This is a genomic window from Burkholderia sp. COPS (assembly GCF_019425585.1).
Lineage (GTDB): Bacteria > Pseudomonadota > Gammaproteobacteria > Burkholderiales > Burkholderiaceae > Burkholderia > Burkholderia cepacia.
On the sequence record NZ_WIXR01000034.1, the window covers coordinates 13370 to 30134 of the forward strand.

A 16765-nucleotide genomic window follows, 5' to 3' on the forward strand; every position below is an offset into this window, starting at 1 on the left:
GTCTCGGAATCTTTTAAGCGTCAGGGTTTCGGCACGGCGACGGCGGACGCCGCGAGCGCCGGCCGCGCGGCCGGCGCCGGGCCGGCCAGCTGCTGCGCGAGCTGCTGCGAGCCGGCCGCATCGGCCGACAGCGTCGTGGTCGTCGCATCGTCGCGCATCAGCGCCTCTTCGGATTTGCGGTTCAGCACGATCACGCTGATCCGGCGGTTTTCCGGGTCGAGCGGGTCGGCCTTGTTCAGGTTCTGCGTCGACGCAAGGCCGAGCACCCGCAGCACCTTCGCCTCGTCCATGCCGCCGGAGATCAGCTCGCGGCGCGACGCGTTCGCGCGGTCGGCCGACAGTTCCCAGTTGCTGTAGCCGCCCTCGCCGCCCGCGTACGGCACGGCGTCGGTATGGCCCTGGACGATGATCCGGTTCGGCACGTCGTTCAGCGTCTTGCCGATCTCGCGCAGGATGTCGCGCATGTACGGCTCGACGTGGTCGCTCGACATCGCGAACATCGGCCGCTTCTGCGAATCGACGATCTCGATGCGCAGCCCCATCAGCGTGGAATCGATGCGGATCTGCTGCTTGAACTGGCGCAGCGTCGGGTTGGCCTCGATCGCGGCCATCAGCTTGATCTGCAGGTCGTGCAGGCGCGCCTGCTCGAGCCGGTCCTGCGCACCCTGCGCCTGCGACCGGGAATTCTCGTCGCCCGCTTTCGCGAGACGCTCGGCGAGCTGCGTCATGCCGTCGGTGCGGCGCAGCGTGCCGGCGTCGACGCTCGACAGGTCGCGGCCGCCGCCGTTGATGATGCTGGAATCCTGCGAGCTGCGGTCGCCGCTGCCGAACAGCGCGGCCTTCAGCGGCGTGTTGAAGTATTCGGCGATCCCCTTCAACTGCACCGGCGTGACCGAGCTCAGCAGCCACATCAGCAGGAAGAACGCCATCATCGCGGTCATGAAGTCCGCGTACGCGAGTTTCCATGCGCCGCCGTGGTGACCCTTCTTCGCCGGGGCCACCCGCTTGACGACGATTGCGCGATCCTTGCTCTTGCTCATCGGGGGCCCCGCGTCACTTCGCCTTCACGCGGCGCACGTGCTCTTCGAGCTCGGAAAACGACGGGCGCTCGGTCGAGAACAGCACCTTGCGGCCGAACTCGACCGCGATCGCCGGCGCATAACCGTTCAGCGTCGCGAGGATCGTCACCTTGATGCACTGGAACATCTTGGTCGACTCGGCGACGCGCTGCTCCGCGAGGCTCGCGAGCGGCCCGATCAGCCCGTACGACAGCAGGATCCCGAGGAACGTGCCGACCAGCGCCTGCGCGATCATCGCGCCGAGCACCGCGGGCGGCTTGTCGGCGGACGCCATCGTGTGCACGACGCCCATCACGGCCGCGACGATGCCGAATGCCGGCATCGCGTCGCCGACGCGCATCAACGCATGCGCGGGGCCTTCGCCTTCCGCGTGGTGCGTCTCGATCTCCTCGTCCATCAGGCTCTCGATCTCGAACGCGTTCATGTTGCCGCCCACCATCAGGCGCAGGTAGTCGGTCAGGAATTCGACGATGTGGTGATCGGCGAGGATCTTCGGGTATTGCGTGAAGATCGGGCTCTTTTCCGGATCGTCGATGTCGGCCTCGAGCGTGAGCGTGCCTTCCTTGCGTGCCTTCGCGAGCAGCACGTAAAGAAGCGCCATCAGCTCCATGTAGACATCCTTCGTGTATTTCGAGCCCTTGAAGAGCGTCGGCAGCACGCGCAGCGTCGCCTTGATGGTCTTGCCGCCGTTGCCGAGGATGAATGCGCCGACGCCGGCACCCACGATCATCAGGATCTCGACGGGCTGGATCAACGCGCCCAGATGCCCGCCTGCCAGCGCATAACCGCCGAAGACGGACAACAGCGTCACGAGTGTTCCCACGATAATCAGCACTGCCTGTCCCTCACGAATGACCGGCGGGGAGACCGCCGTTAAACAGGTTTACGGCAGTCGGCAGGAAAACTTTCGCGGCCGCCCGGCGGCGGCCCGACGGTGTTTACCAGCAATTCGCAGACGATTAGCGGGCGATCCGCACCGCCCGGCGCGGCCCGCTCGCGCCCGCCCGGCGGCGCTCAGGCCGCGGCGGCGGCCAGTTCGGCGCGCGCGGCGGCGGCCTTGCGGGTCTTGCCCGCGCGCGACGGCGGCTGGCAAAGGCCGCAGACGAAACCTTGATGCGGATCATGCGCATGCGCGACGAAGTGGCCGCCGCAGCGCGTGCAGGGGGTCATCTGCAGCATCCCCGAATCGAAGAAACGCACGAGCGTCCACGCGCGCGTGAGGCTCAGCGCGGCTTCGTCGCCGGACAGGTTCACGTGCTCCTGGTAGAGCCGGTACGCCTTCACGATCGACTGGATCGGCTCGCAGCGGCCGTGGTCCTGCATGAACCGGTAGATGTTGTAGAACAGCGACGAGTGGATGTTCGGCTGCCACGTCATGAACCAGTCGGTCGAGAACGGCAGCATCCCCTTCGGCGGCGACACGCCCTTCAGTTCCTTGTACAGCTTGATCAGACGATCCCGCGACAGACTCGTCTCCGCTTCCAGCAACTGCAGCCGGGCGCCCAGTTCGATCAGTTCGATGGCGAGGGTGATTTCCTTCACCTCGATCACGACGCTTTTGCTTGCCATGGTGATAACCGTCCGCTTGACGTGATTCGGATGGATGGCCAGTACGCTGCCCGCCGGCGCGACACGCCGGGACTCAACGCAAGGCGGGGTGATGGATCAGCGGACGCCTTCGACCTGCTGCCCGGCCATCAGGATGGCCGAGTGGGCGTGCGCGACGACATCGCTGCGGCCCTTGTCGGCGAGCGACGACAGCAGCGCGTGATCATCGAAGCGGAAGCGGCACAGCATCTGGTTGGACGCGGCGAGTTTCACGGTCTGTGCGAGCGTGAGGTTCCCGAGCACGTCGGCCAGTTCCTGGGAAATTCCCATGCGGAACATGCCCATCGCCTTGTCTTCCCGCAGCAGGCGTTGCGCGAGGAGGAGGTACGACAGGTTGACCTCTTTGATCTCACTGAGCATTTCGCTGGTAGCGCTCATGATTCCCCCGTTAAAGAGCTTTCTTTGGCCATTCGTGTTATGAAAACGTTTGCTCGCTCGGAGCGCTCTGGGCGCTCGGTCGGCTCGTTTATAGTCTTACAGGGCGAATTTTGGCCAAACGGCATTTATGCCGGTATCAGCGAAGTGGCGTATGCCATGCAGGATTTGTCTGTAAACCGTGTAGGAATTTTTCCGACAAGGCGAATTGAAAGCTTCAATCGCGAAAGCAAGTGCCGACGCGGGTTCGGCCGAGATGGATCCAATGGCCCCGGTTCAATGACGAAAGGCTTGCCGGCAAGGCTGCCGGCAATCGGATCGGTAAAAATTATAGTGCTTTTTCACAATGACGCAACAATAGTTGCATCTGTCTCCATTCCTGATTCCGCGCCCTTTTTCTCGGGGTTTTTGCGTATTTCATCGTGTAACAAGCCTTAAGTGTTTGAAAAAACACTCGAACCCCTCAGGGCGATATCGATAATGGACTCCAATGGGCGGCGGCGCGAGCCGTGCCGGCCCGCCCCGCAGCTTGCCGTCCGGCGCCCCGCGCACCCCGCCCAGGGCACGGCCACGTACCGCCAACCGCGTGCGTCGGCGAGTTCCGCAACCTTGTACGGGATCCGCACCGGCACCACCGTGCCCCCGGATCAAACAGGAGAACACCCATGCGAATCGCCCAGATCGCGCCGCTTTACGAAGCCGTTCCGCCGAAACTCTACGGCGGCACCGAGCGTGTCGTGTCCTACCTCACCGAGGCGCTCGTCGAACTCGGCCACGACGTGACGCTGTTCGCCAGCGGCGACTCCGTCACGTCGGCGCGCCTCGAGGCGGCCTGGCCGCGCGCGCTGCGGCTCGATCCGTCGATCCGCGATTCGATGGCGCCCCATATGCGCCTCCTCGAGCAGGTCGCCCGGGTCGCGCACGAATTCGACGTGCTGCACTTCCACCTCGACTACCTGCCGTTCTCGCTGATGTCGCGCCTCGACACGCCGTATGTGACGACGCTGCACGGCCGCCTCGACCTGCCGGAACTGCAGCCGGTGTTCGACGCGTTTCCCGACGCGCCGGTCGTGTCGATCTCGAACAACCAGCGCAAGCCGCTGCCGCAGGCCGCGTGGGCCGGCACCGTGTATCACGGGCTGCCCGATACGCTGCTCACGCCGCAGCCGGGCGTGAAGCCCGAATACCTCGCGTTCCTCGGCCGGATCTGCCCGGAAAAGCGCGTCGACACCGCGATCCGGATCGCCGCGCAAAGCGGGCTGCCGCTGAAGATCGCCGCGAAGGTCGACAAGGCGGACGCCGATTATTTCAAGGAAGTGATCGAGCCGCTGCTCGGCGAGGCGCACGTCGAATTCATCGGCGAGATCAACGAGGCGCAGAAGCCGGCGTTCCTGTCCGGCGCGAAGGCGCTGCTGTTCCCGATCGACTGGCCGGAGCCGTTCGGCCTAGTGATGATCGAGGCGATGGCCTGCGGCACGCCGGTCGTCGCATTCAACCGCGGCTCGGTGCCGGAAGTGATCGAGGACGGCGTCACGGGCTTCATCGTCGAGGACGTACAGGGCGCGGTCGGCGCACTGCACCGGATCGACAGCCTGTCGCGCACCGCAATCCGCGAACGTTTCGATACGCGCTTCAGCTCGAAGGCAATGGCGCAGCGTTATGTCGAAACTTACGAATCGCTTTGCACGGGAGCACGCCAGCCGGTATTGCGCCGCGTCGCCGGCGCCTGATACGGAAATCCGCGAAGAAATATTTCGTAATCCAATCCGCGCCGCAATCGGCGCGCCAAACAAAAGAGCCGCATCGAGATGCGGCTCTTTTGTTTGGGGTTTTCGATCATTCGATCAGGAAACGATCGCGGTTTTTACCGACGATCCAATTCGGCGGCTTGCCGCGCCCGCTCCAGGTCGCGCCCGACTTCGGATCGCGGTATTTCGGCGGCAGCGGCGCCTTCTTCGGCGGGCGCCCGCGCTTCGCTCGCTCCGCGAAGCCCAGATCCTGGGCAGTCAGTCCATATTCGGCAATCTTTTGCTGGACTTCGGCAATCACTGCCGCCACTTCCTGGCGGCGCACATCGTCCGCCTGGGCCTGCAGATCCGCGATCTGCGCCTTGAGTTTCGCGTATTGAGACATTTTTCGACTCCCCTTTTGATGATGCGGCCCCGGCGAATCCGGCCGGGACACCAACATCCGTTACGCCATCCGCACTGCCGCCCTGCCCTTCGAAATTAATGCTGCCATCTTTAACCGATTCGACTATATCGAGAATGCGGACTTATTCTAATAAGGGCATTCGTCAGCCATTAAAATTTAACAATCGTTGACCCTCCCCCACCCGATTCATTTCCTATAATCCAGACCAATTCCGGATGACGGTTTAAATGCGTCGCGTCGTCCGGTCGCCTTCAATCCACTTGAACTTGAACGAGGTCCTTACATGAATCTTTCTCAGCGTCTCGCTGCAGAGGCATTCGGCACGTTCTGGCTGGTGCTCGGCGGGTGCGGAAGCGCCGTGCTGGCCGCCGCCTTTCCGGGCCTCGGCATCGGCTTTGCCGGCGTCGCACTTGCCTTCGGCCTGACGGTGCTGACGATGGCATTCGCAATTGGCCATATTTCGGGCTGCCACCTGAATCCCGCGGTGAGCGTCGGCCTGACGGTGGCCGGCCGCTTCCCCGCACGCGATCTCGTGCCGTACATCGTCGCGCAGGTTGTCGGCGCGACGCTCGGCGCATTCGTGCTGTACCTGATCGCCACCGGCAAGCCGGGCTTCGACGTCGTCGGCAGCGGCTTCGCGACGAACGGCTTCGGCGAGCGCTCGCCCGGCCACTACGCACTCGGCGCGGCGTTCATTTGCGAAGTCGTGATGACGGGCTTCTTCCTGTTCGTGATCCTGGGCGCCACCGACAAGCGCGCACCGGCCGGCTTCGCGCCGATCGCGATCGGCCTTTGCCTGACGCTGATTCACCTGATCTCGATTCCGGTCACCAATACGTCGGTGAACCCGGCCCGCTCGACCGGCCCTGCGCTGTTCGTGGGCGGCGAAGCGATCGGCCAGCTCTGGCTGTTCTGGGTGGCGCCGATCATCGGCGCGGCACTCGCCGGGATCATCTACCCGCTGGTCGCGGGGCGTGACAACGCCGTCGACCTGCTGCCGGCATCCGCTCGCACAAGCGAATAAATCACTACGGGGTCAAGCGAGCAGAGCAGCGAGCCTCACGCTGTCCAAGAAGATAGAGGCAGGTAATTTCGACGGGCGCCGCTGGCGCCCGTTTTTCATTTCCACCCGGGCGGGACGCTCAGGACGCGGCGGCGTTGCCTTCGAGCGAGAACAGCGTGCGCAGGTGGCGGGCGACGCCCGCGTCGAAGTTGTTGCCGATCCGCGGGATGTGCGGCAACCGCGCGACCAGGTCGGGGTTCGCGTTGTTCATCATGAACGCGTGGCCGGCGGTTTCGAGCAGGTCGATATCGTTCATGTTGTCGCCGAACGCGATGCAGTGGCCGGTGTCGACGCCGAGCCGCGCGAGCACCGAGCGCAGCGCGCGGCCCTTCGACACGTTCGCGGTCATCACTTCCAGGCAGTCGGGCAGCGAGTACGTGACATACAGCGCATCGCCGAAGCGCACGCGCATCTGCTCGGCGACGACCGCCAGATCGGCCGGATCGCCGATGTACAGCACCTTCGCGATATCCGTGCCGTCGTGCGCGGACATGTCGATCACGTCGTAGCGGAAGCCCGAATCCTGGTGGAATTCGAGCAGGTGCGGCGCGTCGCGGTCGATCAGCCAGCCCTGGTCGGTGAACAGGTTGACGATCACGCGGCCGTGCGCACCGACGATATCCGGCTGCACGAGGCCGCGGACGATTGCCGGATCGATGTCCTGCGCGTGGATCGTCGTGTCGTCCGGCGCATGCACGCGCGCACCGTTCGACGTGATCAGGTACGGCCGGATGCCGAGCACGTCGCGAATGCCGGCGACGTCCGCGTAGTGGCGCCCGGTGGCGATCACGAACTGCAGGCCGTCGCGGTCGAGCCGGCGGACGGTGTCGATCGTGTACGGATCGAGCTGGTGGTCGCTGTTCAGCAAGGTACCGTCGAGATCGGTGGCGATGACTTTGTACATGGGACGGAAGAATGGCGCTCAGGGCTCTGCGGAACGGCCATTCTAACGTCGCGCCCGGTTGCCTGCCGGACGGTTCCCGGTCGATCGCCGCCGTCGGCCCGGTTTCGGTGCGCGTTCAGCTGCCCTCGAATGCCTTCAGTTGCTCAGTTGCCTTCCGCCTCGCGCAGCGCCTGCAGCGCGAGCCGCAGCGCGCCGTGCGCCGAATCGTCGAGCGGCGCGCGCAGCCGTGCGGCATGGCGCGCCGGCACGGCCGGAGCCAGTGCGTCCGCCAGGCCGCCGCACAGCGCGACCGGCAGCGCCTGCTGCGGATCGAGCGCGTCGATCATCTTGCCGATCTCGTCGCCCGCCTGCGCGATCAGCGCGCCCGCGACCGGATGCGAACGGTGCGCGAACACGATCGGCGCAAGCCGCGCGTAGATCGTCTGGTTCGCATCGCACGACCACTGGACGAGCGCGTCGCGATCCTGCGCGCCCGTTTCCGCGAGCAACGCGTTCGCGAACGCATCGCGCGGTACGCGTCCGTCGAGCGCTTGCTGCGCATACGCGAGCGCGCGCACGCCGAGCCATGCACCGCTCGCCTCGTCGCCGGACGGAAAGCCGAAGCCGCCCGCGATCCGGCAGGCGCCGGCCGCGTCGAGCGCCGCCGCGATGCTGCCGGTGCCGAGCGCGACGATGAGCCCCGGCGCGCCGCCGTGTGCGCCGACGACGGTCGTATACGCGTCGCTCTCGACCGCGAGCGCGCCGAGCGGCGCCTGCGCGCGGAACGCGGCGAGCCACGCGGCATTGTTGACGCCCGCGAGCCCGCAGCCGAGCGCGCACTGCGGCCAGTCGAATGCGAGGCCGGCCCGCGTGAACGCCTCCGCGCAGGCCGCGCCGATCGATACCCACGCGCGCTCGATGCCGAGCCCGAGCCCCGACGGGCCGCCGCGCCCCTGCGCGAGCTCGCGCCCGTGCCGGTCGGCCAGCACCGCGCGCGTGCCCGTGCCGCCACCGTCGATCCCGATCGCAAAAAGTAATGCCGCCATGCCTTCATCCCGCTGATTCGAACAGGCGCCAAGCTTAACCGGATCGGCGCCGCGCGCCCATCTGCCGTTCGGCCGGCTGTTCCGTGAAAAGGGCTTCCGCTATGCTGGCACGATCGAACCGACACTGAAAACGAGGCAGACGATGTCGCAGCGGTGCAACTGGGTGAAGACTGAAGCGGATGCTCACTATCACGATACCGAGTGGGGCGTGCCGTCGCACGACGATCGCCACCTGTTCGAAATGCTGATCCTGGAAGGGGCGCAGGCCGGGCTGTCGTGGTCGACGATCCTGAACAAGCGCGCGGGCTATCGCGACGCCTTTGCGGATTTCGACGTCGATGCCGTCGCGCGCTTCACGCCGAAGCGCATCGAAAAGCTGCTCGAGAATCCCGGTATCGTGCGCAATCGCGCCAAGGTCGAATCGGCGGTCACCAATGCGCGTGCCGTGCAGCGCATCCGGGAAGAACACGGGTCGCTCGCCGCGTTCCTGTGGTCGTTCGTCGGCGGCACGCCGGTCCAGAACGCGTGGCAGTCGTACCGCGACGCGCCCGCGTCGACCGAGCAGTCCGACGCGCTCAGCAAGGCGCTGAAGGCGTACGGCTGCAAGTTCGTCGGTTCGACGATCTGCTATGCGCTGATGCAGGCCACCGGCATGGTCAACGATCACGAGGTCGGCTGCCCGTGCCACGCGCAATGCGCGGCGCTCGGCGGCAAGCAGCCGGCGCGCCGGCGCAAAGCGGGCTGACGGCGCGGGCATCCGCCGGCCGCTCATCGTTCGCCGCGGCCCTGCAGCGGTTATGCCGGTTATGCCGGCAATTCCTGTCAGGCCGCCGGCTGCCCCCTCACGAAACGATGCTCAACGCGCAACCGCTCACCTGGCGGCGCGCGACGGCGCCGGCGCCGGCGCAACCGCCCGTGCACCGCGTGCGGCCCGCACGCGCGCGCTGCGCTTCTTCACCCAGATGCAGATGCCCGTCACGCTCAGCATCGCGATGACGATCCCGAGCACGCTCACCGCGGCGCGGCCCGCGACGCCGGCGATCCGCCCCGAGTGCAGCGGAAACTGCCCCTGCATGAACAGGTCGCCGGCCGAGCCGCGGCCTGGCACCTGGGTGGCGACGGGCTTGCCGGTCACGGCGTCCCAGTAGAGCCACGCGTTGCCGAGCCCGACGTCGCCGTGCTCGTTGCCGGGCGTGAAGAACCCGACCGCGTAGGTATTCATCGCCGGCGCGAACAGCAGCGCGCCGGGCGGCGCGGCGATCCCCGCGTCGCGCCCGGCCGCGCGCGCGATCTCGACGATCCGCTCGCGCGGCAGCATCGTGCTGCCCGGCGGCGCGGGCGGGAAGTGTTCGGGATTCGTGTACGGCGTCTCGGCGAGCGGCGACACCAGCGATACCAGCGGCCGCACGACCGGCACGGCGAGATTCATCGAGATCGACGTGACCGCGACGACCAGCAGCAGCCCCCACACCCACACGCCGCCCGAGCGGTGCAGGTCGAACACCAGCGGATAGCCGCCGCGCCGCACGCGGAACACGAACGACTTGCGCCAGCTTTTCAGGTTCGGAAACGCGAGCACGAGTGCGATCAGGCTGTCGATCGCCCACACGATGCCGACGACGCCCATCACCCAGAACCCGAAATTGATCCCGCCATACACCGGCAGGAACAGCGAGTAGTGCAGCCGGTAGATGAACGGCATCACGTCGAGCCGCGCGAGCGACAGCGCGCCCCATTCGCGGCGCCCCTGCACCGCGCCGGTCGCGGGATCGACGGCGATCTGGCTGAAGTCGAGCGCATAGGGCTGGCCGGTCGCCGGATCGGTGCGCGGCATCACGCCGGCCTGCAGCGTGTGGCCCGGTTCGATCGCGAGCGGCAGATAGGTCACCTGCACACGCGGGTCGGCGGCCTCGATGCGCGCCGCGAGCGCGAGCGGATCAAGCGGCGCCGCATCGCTGCGTGCGGTGTAGAAGTCCGGGTTCAGCAGCGCGTCGAGCTCGTGGTCCCACGCGATCAATGCGCCGGTCAGCCCCGCGACGAACAGGAACAGCGCGATCGCGAGGCCGAACCAGCGATGCAGGCGGACGAGAAACGGTCGCAGGAACGCGTTCATCGCGCACCCGGCAACGGGAAAGCGGGCCGGCACGAGCGGCCCCGGATCAACGGAATGCAGGTCATTTGAGGTCACGCGCCGCGCACGAGCGGTGCCGGCCGTCGCTGGCGAGGCCGGATGCCCTTGCACGCGGCATGGAATTGTTGCGCGTTCGACGGGTTTTGATACGATGCGCGACATTTTATCGCAATGCGAATGATTCTTACTTGCATTTTTACTTTTCCACGATGACCGTCAGCCTCGCCCGCCCTCCCGTCCGTCCACGTCGCGTGGCCGCCGCCCTTGCCTGCGTTGCCGCGTCGCTCGCGCACGCGGACGATTCGCCCGGCGGCGCCACAGTGCTGCCTGCCGTCAACGTCACGGCTGCGCACGACTCGCCGCAGCACCTGACCGACACGGTCTCCACCGGCGCGCTCGGCACGCGCCGCCAGCTCGACACGCCGTTCTCGACGACGATCGTCACGTCGGAGGAACTCGAGGCACGCCAGCCGTACAAGCTCGGCGACGTGTTCGCGAACGACGCGTCGGTGTCCGACAACAGCGGCGCGTACAGCGCGTGGGCCAGCTACATGACCGTGCGCGGCATGCAGCTCGACTGGCAGAACGGCTACAAGATCGACGGGCTGCCGTTCGTCACGTACGGGATCACGATGCCGTACGAGCAGCTCGATCGCGTCGAGTTGCTGAAGGGGCTCGGCGGTTTCCTGTACGGCTTCGTGACGCCCGGCGGCGTCGTCAACTACGTGACGAAGCAGCCTGGTGCCGAACCCGTGCGCAGCGTCGACGTCGGCTACCGCAGCACCAATGTGTGGACCGAGCACGTCGATCTCGGCCAGCGCTTCGGGCCGGACGGCAGGTTCGGCGCGCGGCTGAACGCGACGCACGAGGAAGGCAAGACGTACAACGACGGCAACATCCGCCGCGACAGCGTATCGCTCGCGCTGCAGGCGAACCTGACGCGCGACCTGTCGGTGAATGTCGGCGCGCTGTACCAGGATCGCCGCACGACGGGCCAGACGCCGTCGATCTTCACCGGCAGCTATCCGGGCGGCGTGCTGCCCGCGACGATCAGCGGCGGCACGACGAACCTCGGCGGCAGGGACCAGTACCTGAACACGAACCTGCAGCTCTATACGGCCGGGCTGCAGTACCAGCTCGCGCCCGACTGGCAGCTCGACGTCGCGTACAGCTACAGCAAGGCGACGCGCCGTCGCAACGAAAGCACGCTGTACCTGCAGGATGCGGCCGGCAACTACACCGACAGCCGCTACGTCGGGATGGAGGATCATCGCTTCAGCCAGTGGCGCGCGATGGTCGAGGGCAAGGTACGCACCGGCCCGTTCAGCCACCAGATCGTGATCGGCGCGTCGTGGCAGAAGCAGGCGAACGACTATTCGGCGAACAGCGTGTTCGTGCCGCTCGGCGCCGGCAACCTGTATGTGCCGAATCCTTACCGCTACGACAGCCCGCACGGCTTCATCCAGTACCGCACGAGCGAGATCGTGCAGAAATCGCTGTTCGCGAGCGATACCGTGCAGCTCACGGAGCGCTGGTCGGTGCTCGCCGGCGTGCGCTACATGAACTACGAGCAGCGCTCGTTCCAGGCGAGCGGCGCGGAGGATCCCGGCTATCGCCAGAACGGCGTGGTGACGCCGACGTTCGCGGTGATGTTCAGGCTCGCGCCGACGACCACCGCGTACGCGAGCTACGCCGAATCGCTCGAGCCCGGCAGCCGCGTGAACGACGTCTACGCGAACGCCGGCCAGGTGCTCAAGCCGCTGCGCAGCAAGCAGTACGAACTGGGGATCAAGAGCGAGCACGCGCGCTGGAGCGCGACGGCCGCATTGTTCCGCATCGAGCGCAGCGCCGAATATGCGAACGCGGCGAACATCTACGTGCAGGACGGCGAATCGGTCATTCAGGGGATCGAGTTCGGTGCGCGCGCGAAATTCGGCGCGCGCTGGAACGCGGGCGTCGACGCGATGCTGCTCGACGCGTGGTACGCGAACGGGATCGGCAACAACGGCAACCGCGTCGCGGGCGCACCGCGTTTCGTGCTCGCCGGCGACATCGGCTATGCGGTGCCCGGCGTGCCGGGGCTGACGCTCGGCGTCGATGCGAAATTCACCGGCGCGACGCCGCTGCGCGCGGCCGGCGGCCTCGATGCCCCGGGCTTTCTCGTCGTCAATGCGGGGGCGCGTTACCTGACGCGGATCGGCCGCCACGACGTGACGCTGCGCGCGTCGATCGACAACGTGCTGAACCGCCGTTACTGGGAATACCAGTACGCGGACTACGTGAAGCCGGGCGACCCGCGCACGGTGAGCCTGAGCGCGAAGCTCGACTTCTGAACACCGCGCCGGCGGCCGCAAGCCGTCGGCGGCCAGCCGGCATGGCCGCACCGCGGCGGCCTCGGGATTTTCCCCGGGGCTCGAAAAATTCCGGGCCCCCAAAAGCAAAACGGCGGAGCGGCTTCTTTCGAAGCTCGCTCCGCCGTTTCGCGGCGAACCGTCAGACGCTCTTAGTGGAGCTTCTTCGGCAGCATCTGGCTGCGCAGGCGCTTGTGCAGGCGCTTGACGGCTGCTGCCTTCTTGCGCTTGCGGACTGCGGTCGGCTTTTCGTAGGACTGGCGTTCGCGCAGTTCAGCGATCAGGCCATTTTTTTCGATAGCACGGCGAAAGCGGCGAATCGCCACTTCGAACGGCTCGTTTTCTTTCAGAAGAATCGTCGTCATGTCGTTCCTAAATTGCTTAAACGGTCAAAAACGTAGCGGCCAAGCGCCACGCACCGGCCATCCGAGCGTCCCCACAAACAGGCGAAACGAGCGGAAATACGGCCTCGGAGGCCGGAAAAGAGAGGCGGAAAGCACCGCGAGTACGCTTCACAAGCCGCGTGCAGCGCCGCGTTTGACTGCCAGCAGACACGCCGAAAACGGCAGAGGCTTGACAGAAATCTCAATTCAGCCCGCCATCATAGCAGGGAATCACAGACAAAACCACCCTTTTGTCGAATGCGTGTGCACAGGCGAACGACTGCGTGCCGGGACCGCTCTCGGGCTACTTCCATCCGGCATCGTGCTGGGTCGGTCCGAAATGACAAAGAAGGATAAAAAATCGGGCCGAATCTCAACGCGCCCCTCAAGTTTTGTTTTGGTGCGCCGAAATCCTGCTCTGAGGCGGCCAGCAATGAACGAGTGCTTCCGCCGACGCCAAAACGGCTTTCCAGGGCTTTCGGCTTACACAGGAGATTTTTCCATGCTCGGAATTAACAGCAACATCAACTCGCTGGTTGCACAGCAGAACCTCAACGGCTCGCAAAACGCCCTGTCGCAGGCAATCACCCGCCTGTCGTCGGGCAAGCGCATCAACAGCGCGGCAGACGACGCAGCAGGCCTCGCGATCTCGACCCGGATGCAGACCCAGATCAACGGTCTGAACCAGGGCGTGTCGAACGCGAACGACGGCGTGTCGATGATTCAAACGGCATCGAGCGCACTGTCGTCGCTGACGAACAGCCTGCAACGTATCCGCCAGCTGGCCGTCCAGGCGTCGACGGGCACGATGTCCTCGACCGACCAGGCAGCACTGCAACAGGAAGTTGCGCAACAGATCCAGGAAGTGAACCGTATCGCGTCGCAAACGACGTACAACGGCACGAACATCCTGAACGGCAACGCAGGCATCGTGTCGTTCCAGGTTGGCGCGAACGTCGGCCAGACGATTTCGCTGGACCTGAGCCAAAGCATGTCGGCTGCGAAGATCGGCGGCGGCCTGGTACAGAAGGGCCAGACGGTCGGCACGGTGACGGGCCTGAGCCTCGACACCGCCGGCGTGTACACGTCGTCGGGCGCGGCGATTACGGCGATCAACGTGCTGTCGGACGGTCAAGGTGGCTACACGTTCACCGACCAGAACGGCGGCGCCATCGCGCAAACCGTTGCTCAGTCCGTGTTCGGCGCAAGCGCAACGACCAGCAACGGCACGGCAGTCGGCAATCTGTCGATTCAAGCGAGCGCAACCAGCACGAGCATGTCGTCGGCGGCGCTCACCGCAATCACGAACGCAGTTGCGCAGATCAACGCCGTCAACAAGCCGGCAACCGTGTCGGGCCTCGACATCAGCACCGTCAGCGGTGCGAACGTCGCGATGGTGTCGATCGACAACGCGCTGCAGACGGTGAACAACGTTCAGGCACAGCTCGGTGCGGCACAAAACCGCTTCACGGCAATTGCCACGGCGCAGCAGGCAGAATCGACCGACCTGTCGTCGGCACAGTCGCAGATCACCGACGCGAACTTCGCGCAGGAAACCGCGAACATGTCGAAGAACCAGGTGCTGCAACAAGCTGGCATCTCGGTGCTCGCACAGGCAAACTCGCTGCCGCAGCAGGTCCTGAAGCTCCTGCAGTAATCGCGTAGCAACCCACGGCCGGGCCCCGCGTAACGCGCGGCCCGGCCGTAGTCACTTGGCGCGCGGGGCCTTGCCCCGCCGTCAGGTCCTTATCCAGAATTTCACGGACTACCCGCCGCACGGAGCACTACGATGTCGACGATCAATCCCGCCGTCACCGCCGCCAACAGCTCGGCCAACAGCGCGCTGCAACAGGCTGCCCAATCGATCATCAGCGGATCGACCGGCAACTCGTCGATGGACGTCAACTCGCTCGTGACGGCGCTCGTCAATGCGAAGACCGCCGGCCAGACCGCCGCGCTCAGCGCGCAGCAGGCCAGCGACAACACCCAGATTTCCGCGTACGGCGCCCTTTCGGCCGCGCTGAGCGCACTCCAGGCCGGCGTCACGACACTGTCGAACGGCTCGCTGCAAAACACCTTCACAGCCACCGCGAGCGGCACCGGCCTGACCGCGACCGCGGGCGCCGGCGCCGTCGCCGGCAGCTATTCGGTCGGCGTCACGCAGATCGCGACGTCGCAGTCGCTGTCGTCGGCCGCGTTCGGTGCGTCGACGGCGCTCGGCACCGGCACGATGACGCTGTCGCTCGGCAGCAAGTCGTTCACGGTCAACGTGGGCAGCAACAACAACACGCTGTCCGGCATCGCCGCCGCGATCAACAACACGACCGGCAACCCGGGCATCGTCGCGTCCGTCGTCAACGGCAGCGACGGCGCGCACCTCGTGCTCAGCTCGACGCCGACCGGCGCGGCGAATGCGATCAGCGTCGCGGTCAGCAACGTGACCGGCGACAACGGCCTCTCCAGCCTCGGCGTCACGTCGACGGCCAGCACGACGGGCGGCCAGTCGTCCATTGCGTCCGCCAACAGCAGCGCCGCCTGGAAGCAAAGCACCGCCGCGCAGGACGCCGCCTTCACGATCAACGGCATCGCCGCGACGAGCGCGAGCAACACCGTGACGGGAGCGATCACCGGCGTCACGCTGAACCTGACCTCGGCCGCCGTCAGCGGCACGCAGCCGCAAACGCTGACGGTCGCCACCGACACGAAGACGCAAGCGTCGGCGATCAACAACTTCGTGACGCTCTACAACACGCTCGTCACGACGATGGGCTCGCTGTCGAGCTTCACGGCCGGCGCGTCGTCGCAAGGCCCGCTGCTCGGCGACTCGACGCTGAACACGATCCGCAACGCACTCGCGTCGGTCGTCGCGGGCGGCGTGAGCAGCAACGGCTCGACGGTCAACCTCGCGTCGATCGGCGTCACGCTGCAGGCCGACGGCACGCTGCAGGTCGACAGCACCGCGCTCAACTCCGCGCTGCAGAACAACCCGACCGGCGTCGCATCTCTGTTCAACTCGACGAACGGGATCGGCCAGCAGCTGACGAAGGACATCACGAACTACACGCAGACGGGCGGGCTGATCGCCGCACGCACGACCGCGCTCAACAACGACCTGAAAAGCGTCGCCACGCAGCAGACCAACCTGTCGAACTACGTCGCGCAGCTGACCAGCCAGTACCAGGCGCAATTCACCGCGCTCAACACGCTGATGGCGACGATGAACAGCAACTCGCAGTACCTGACGCAGCTGTTCGGCGGCACGAACAGTGCCGGCGCGCTGTCGAGCAACAAGAGCTGACCGCCGGCCGGACAGGAGAGCCACGATGGAACAGACCGAACTGATCGCCCAGCTCGACGCGCTCACCGACGCGATCGAACATGCGGCCGCGATGGCCGACTGGATCGAGGCGGCGCGCCTCGTCGACCTGCGCGAGCCGCTCGTTGCGTCGCTCGCGGCCGATCAGCCGCCGGCCGGCATCGCCGCGATCCGCCGGATTCAGGCCAGCAACGCGCGCATCTTCGCCGACGCGCAACGCGCGCAGCAGGAGCTGACCAACGAATACCAGGCGGCGATGGGCCGCGTGCAGGCCGTCGGCCAGTACCAGAGCATCGCGAGCCGTTAAATCGCGCCACGCGGCGCCCGACACGCGCGCGCCGCCAACCTGACAACAAGAACTACGCGCTGATGTGAG

16 protein-coding genes are annotated in these 16765 nt (G+C 66.1%); 7 read left to right on the forward strand and 9 right to left on the reverse strand.

The annotated features are described in order from the left end of the window. Window positions 1-20: 20 nt before the first annotated feature. The 4 genes from motB to flhD all read right to left on the reverse strand — a co-directional run bounded on the left by motB (window position 21) and on the right by flhD (window position 3065). Window positions 21-1040, reverse strand: a complete 1020-nt coding sequence (gene motB, locus FOZ70_RS25695; protein ID WP_048025309.1) for a flagellar motor protein MotB — start codon at window positions 1038-1040, stop codon at window positions 21-23. A gap of 13 nt (window positions 1041-1053) precedes the next feature. Then, on the reverse strand, window positions 1054-1914 hold the full coding sequence (gene motA, locus FOZ70_RS25700) for a flagellar motor stator protein MotA (RefSeq protein ID WP_011350592.1): 861 nt from the start codon (window positions 1912-1914) through the stop codon (window positions 1054-1056). 179 nt (window positions 1915-2093) lie between these two features. Then, on the reverse strand, window positions 2094-2648 hold the full coding sequence (flhC, locus tag FOZ70_RS25705; protein ID WP_011350591.1) for a flagellar transcriptional regulator FlhC: 555 nt from the start codon (window positions 2646-2648) through the stop codon (window positions 2094-2096). Window positions 2649-2744: 96 nt separating this feature from the next. Then, complete coding sequence (flhD, locus tag FOZ70_RS25710; protein WP_027788649.1) at window positions 2745-3065, reverse strand: flagellar transcriptional regulator FlhD; 321 nt, start codon at window positions 3063-3065, stop codon at window positions 2745-2747. Window positions 3066-3727: 662 nt separating this feature from the next. Here flhD and FOZ70_RS25715 point away from each other — a divergent pair. Continuing rightward, window positions 3728-4792, forward strand: coding sequence for a glycosyltransferase family 4 protein (locus tag FOZ70_RS25715; RefSeq protein WP_021162850.1), 1065 nt, complete (start codon window positions 3728-3730; stop codon window positions 4790-4792). Window positions 4793-4898: 106 nt separating this feature from the next. On the opposite strand, the gene FOZ70_RS25720 is transcribed toward FOZ70_RS25715, so the two are convergent. Next, entirely contained in the window at window positions 4899-5195 is a 297-nt protein-coding gene (locus tag FOZ70_RS25720) for an H-NS histone family protein (RefSeq protein ID WP_021162849.1), read from the reverse strand. 304 nt (window positions 5196-5499) lie between these two features. Between FOZ70_RS25720 and aqpZ the strand changes: the two genes are divergently transcribed. After that, the gene (gene aqpZ / locus FOZ70_RS25725) at window positions 5500-6240 is read left to right on the forward strand and encodes an aquaporin Z (protein WP_021162848.1); all 741 of its coding nucleotides are present in this window, start codon (window positions 5500-5502) and stop codon (window positions 6238-6240) included. A gap of 118 nt (window positions 6241-6358) precedes the next feature. On the opposite strand, the gene FOZ70_RS25730 is transcribed toward aqpZ, so the two are convergent. After that, the gene (locus FOZ70_RS25730; protein ID WP_021162847.1) at window positions 6359-7183 is read right to left on the reverse strand and encodes a Cof-type HAD-IIB family hydrolase; all 825 of its coding nucleotides are present in this window, start codon (window positions 7181-7183) and stop codon (window positions 6359-6361) included. Window positions 7184-7326: 143 nt separating this feature from the next. Continuing rightward, a complete protein-coding gene (locus FOZ70_RS25735; RefSeq protein WP_219707163.1) occupies window positions 7327-8208 on the reverse strand; it encodes a BadF/BadG/BcrA/BcrD ATPase family protein in 882 nt (293 codons plus the stop codon). 142 nt (window positions 8209-8350) lie between these two features. On the opposite strand from FOZ70_RS25735, the gene FOZ70_RS25740 reads away from it, so the two are divergent. Then, a complete protein-coding gene (locus tag FOZ70_RS25740) occupies window positions 8351-8953 on the forward strand; it encodes a DNA-3-methyladenine glycosylase I (RefSeq protein ID WP_059490251.1) in 603 nt (200 codons plus the stop codon). A gap of 126 nt (window positions 8954-9079) precedes the next feature. Here the strand turns inward: FOZ70_RS25740 and FOZ70_RS25745 are convergent, their stop codons facing one another. Next, window positions 9080-10321, reverse strand: a complete 1242-nt coding sequence (locus tag FOZ70_RS25745; protein ID WP_219707164.1) for a PepSY-associated TM helix domain-containing protein — start codon at window positions 10319-10321, stop codon at window positions 9080-9082. A 227-nt stretch (window positions 10322-10548) separates the two neighbouring features. Here FOZ70_RS25745 and FOZ70_RS25750 point away from each other — a divergent pair, with 227 nt between their 5' ends. Beyond that, a complete protein-coding gene (locus FOZ70_RS25750; protein ID WP_219707204.1) occupies window positions 10549-12672 on the forward strand; it encodes a TonB-dependent receptor in 2124 nt (707 codons plus the stop codon). 170 nt (window positions 12673-12842) lie between these two features. On the opposite strand, the gene rpsU is transcribed toward FOZ70_RS25750, so the two are convergent. Next, window positions 12843-13055: a 30S ribosomal protein S21 gene (rpsU, locus tag FOZ70_RS25755; protein WP_006401410.1), complete on the reverse strand. Its 213-nt coding sequence runs from the start codon at window positions 13053-13055 to the stop codon at window positions 12843-12845. A gap of 520 nt (window positions 13056-13575) precedes the next feature. On the opposite strand from rpsU, the gene FOZ70_RS25760 reads away from it, so the two are divergent. The 3 genes from FOZ70_RS25760 to fliT all read left to right on the forward strand — a co-directional run bounded on the left by FOZ70_RS25760 (window position 13576) and on the right by fliT (window position 16696). Then, on the forward strand, window positions 13576-14730 hold the full coding sequence (locus FOZ70_RS25760) for a flagellin (RefSeq protein ID WP_021161125.1): 1155 nt from the start codon (window positions 13576-13578) through the stop codon (window positions 14728-14730). A 132-nt stretch (window positions 14731-14862) separates the two neighbouring features. Continuing rightward, a complete protein-coding gene (gene fliD, locus FOZ70_RS25765; protein WP_059620871.1) occupies window positions 14863-16371 on the forward strand; it encodes a flagellar filament capping protein FliD in 1509 nt (502 codons plus the stop codon). 25 nt (window positions 16372-16396) lie between these two features. Further along, on the forward strand, window positions 16397-16696 hold the full coding sequence (gene fliT, locus FOZ70_RS25770) for a flagellar protein FliT (protein ID WP_027788658.1): 300 nt from the start codon (window positions 16397-16399) through the stop codon (window positions 16694-16696). Window positions 16697-16765 lie beyond the last annotated feature (69 nt).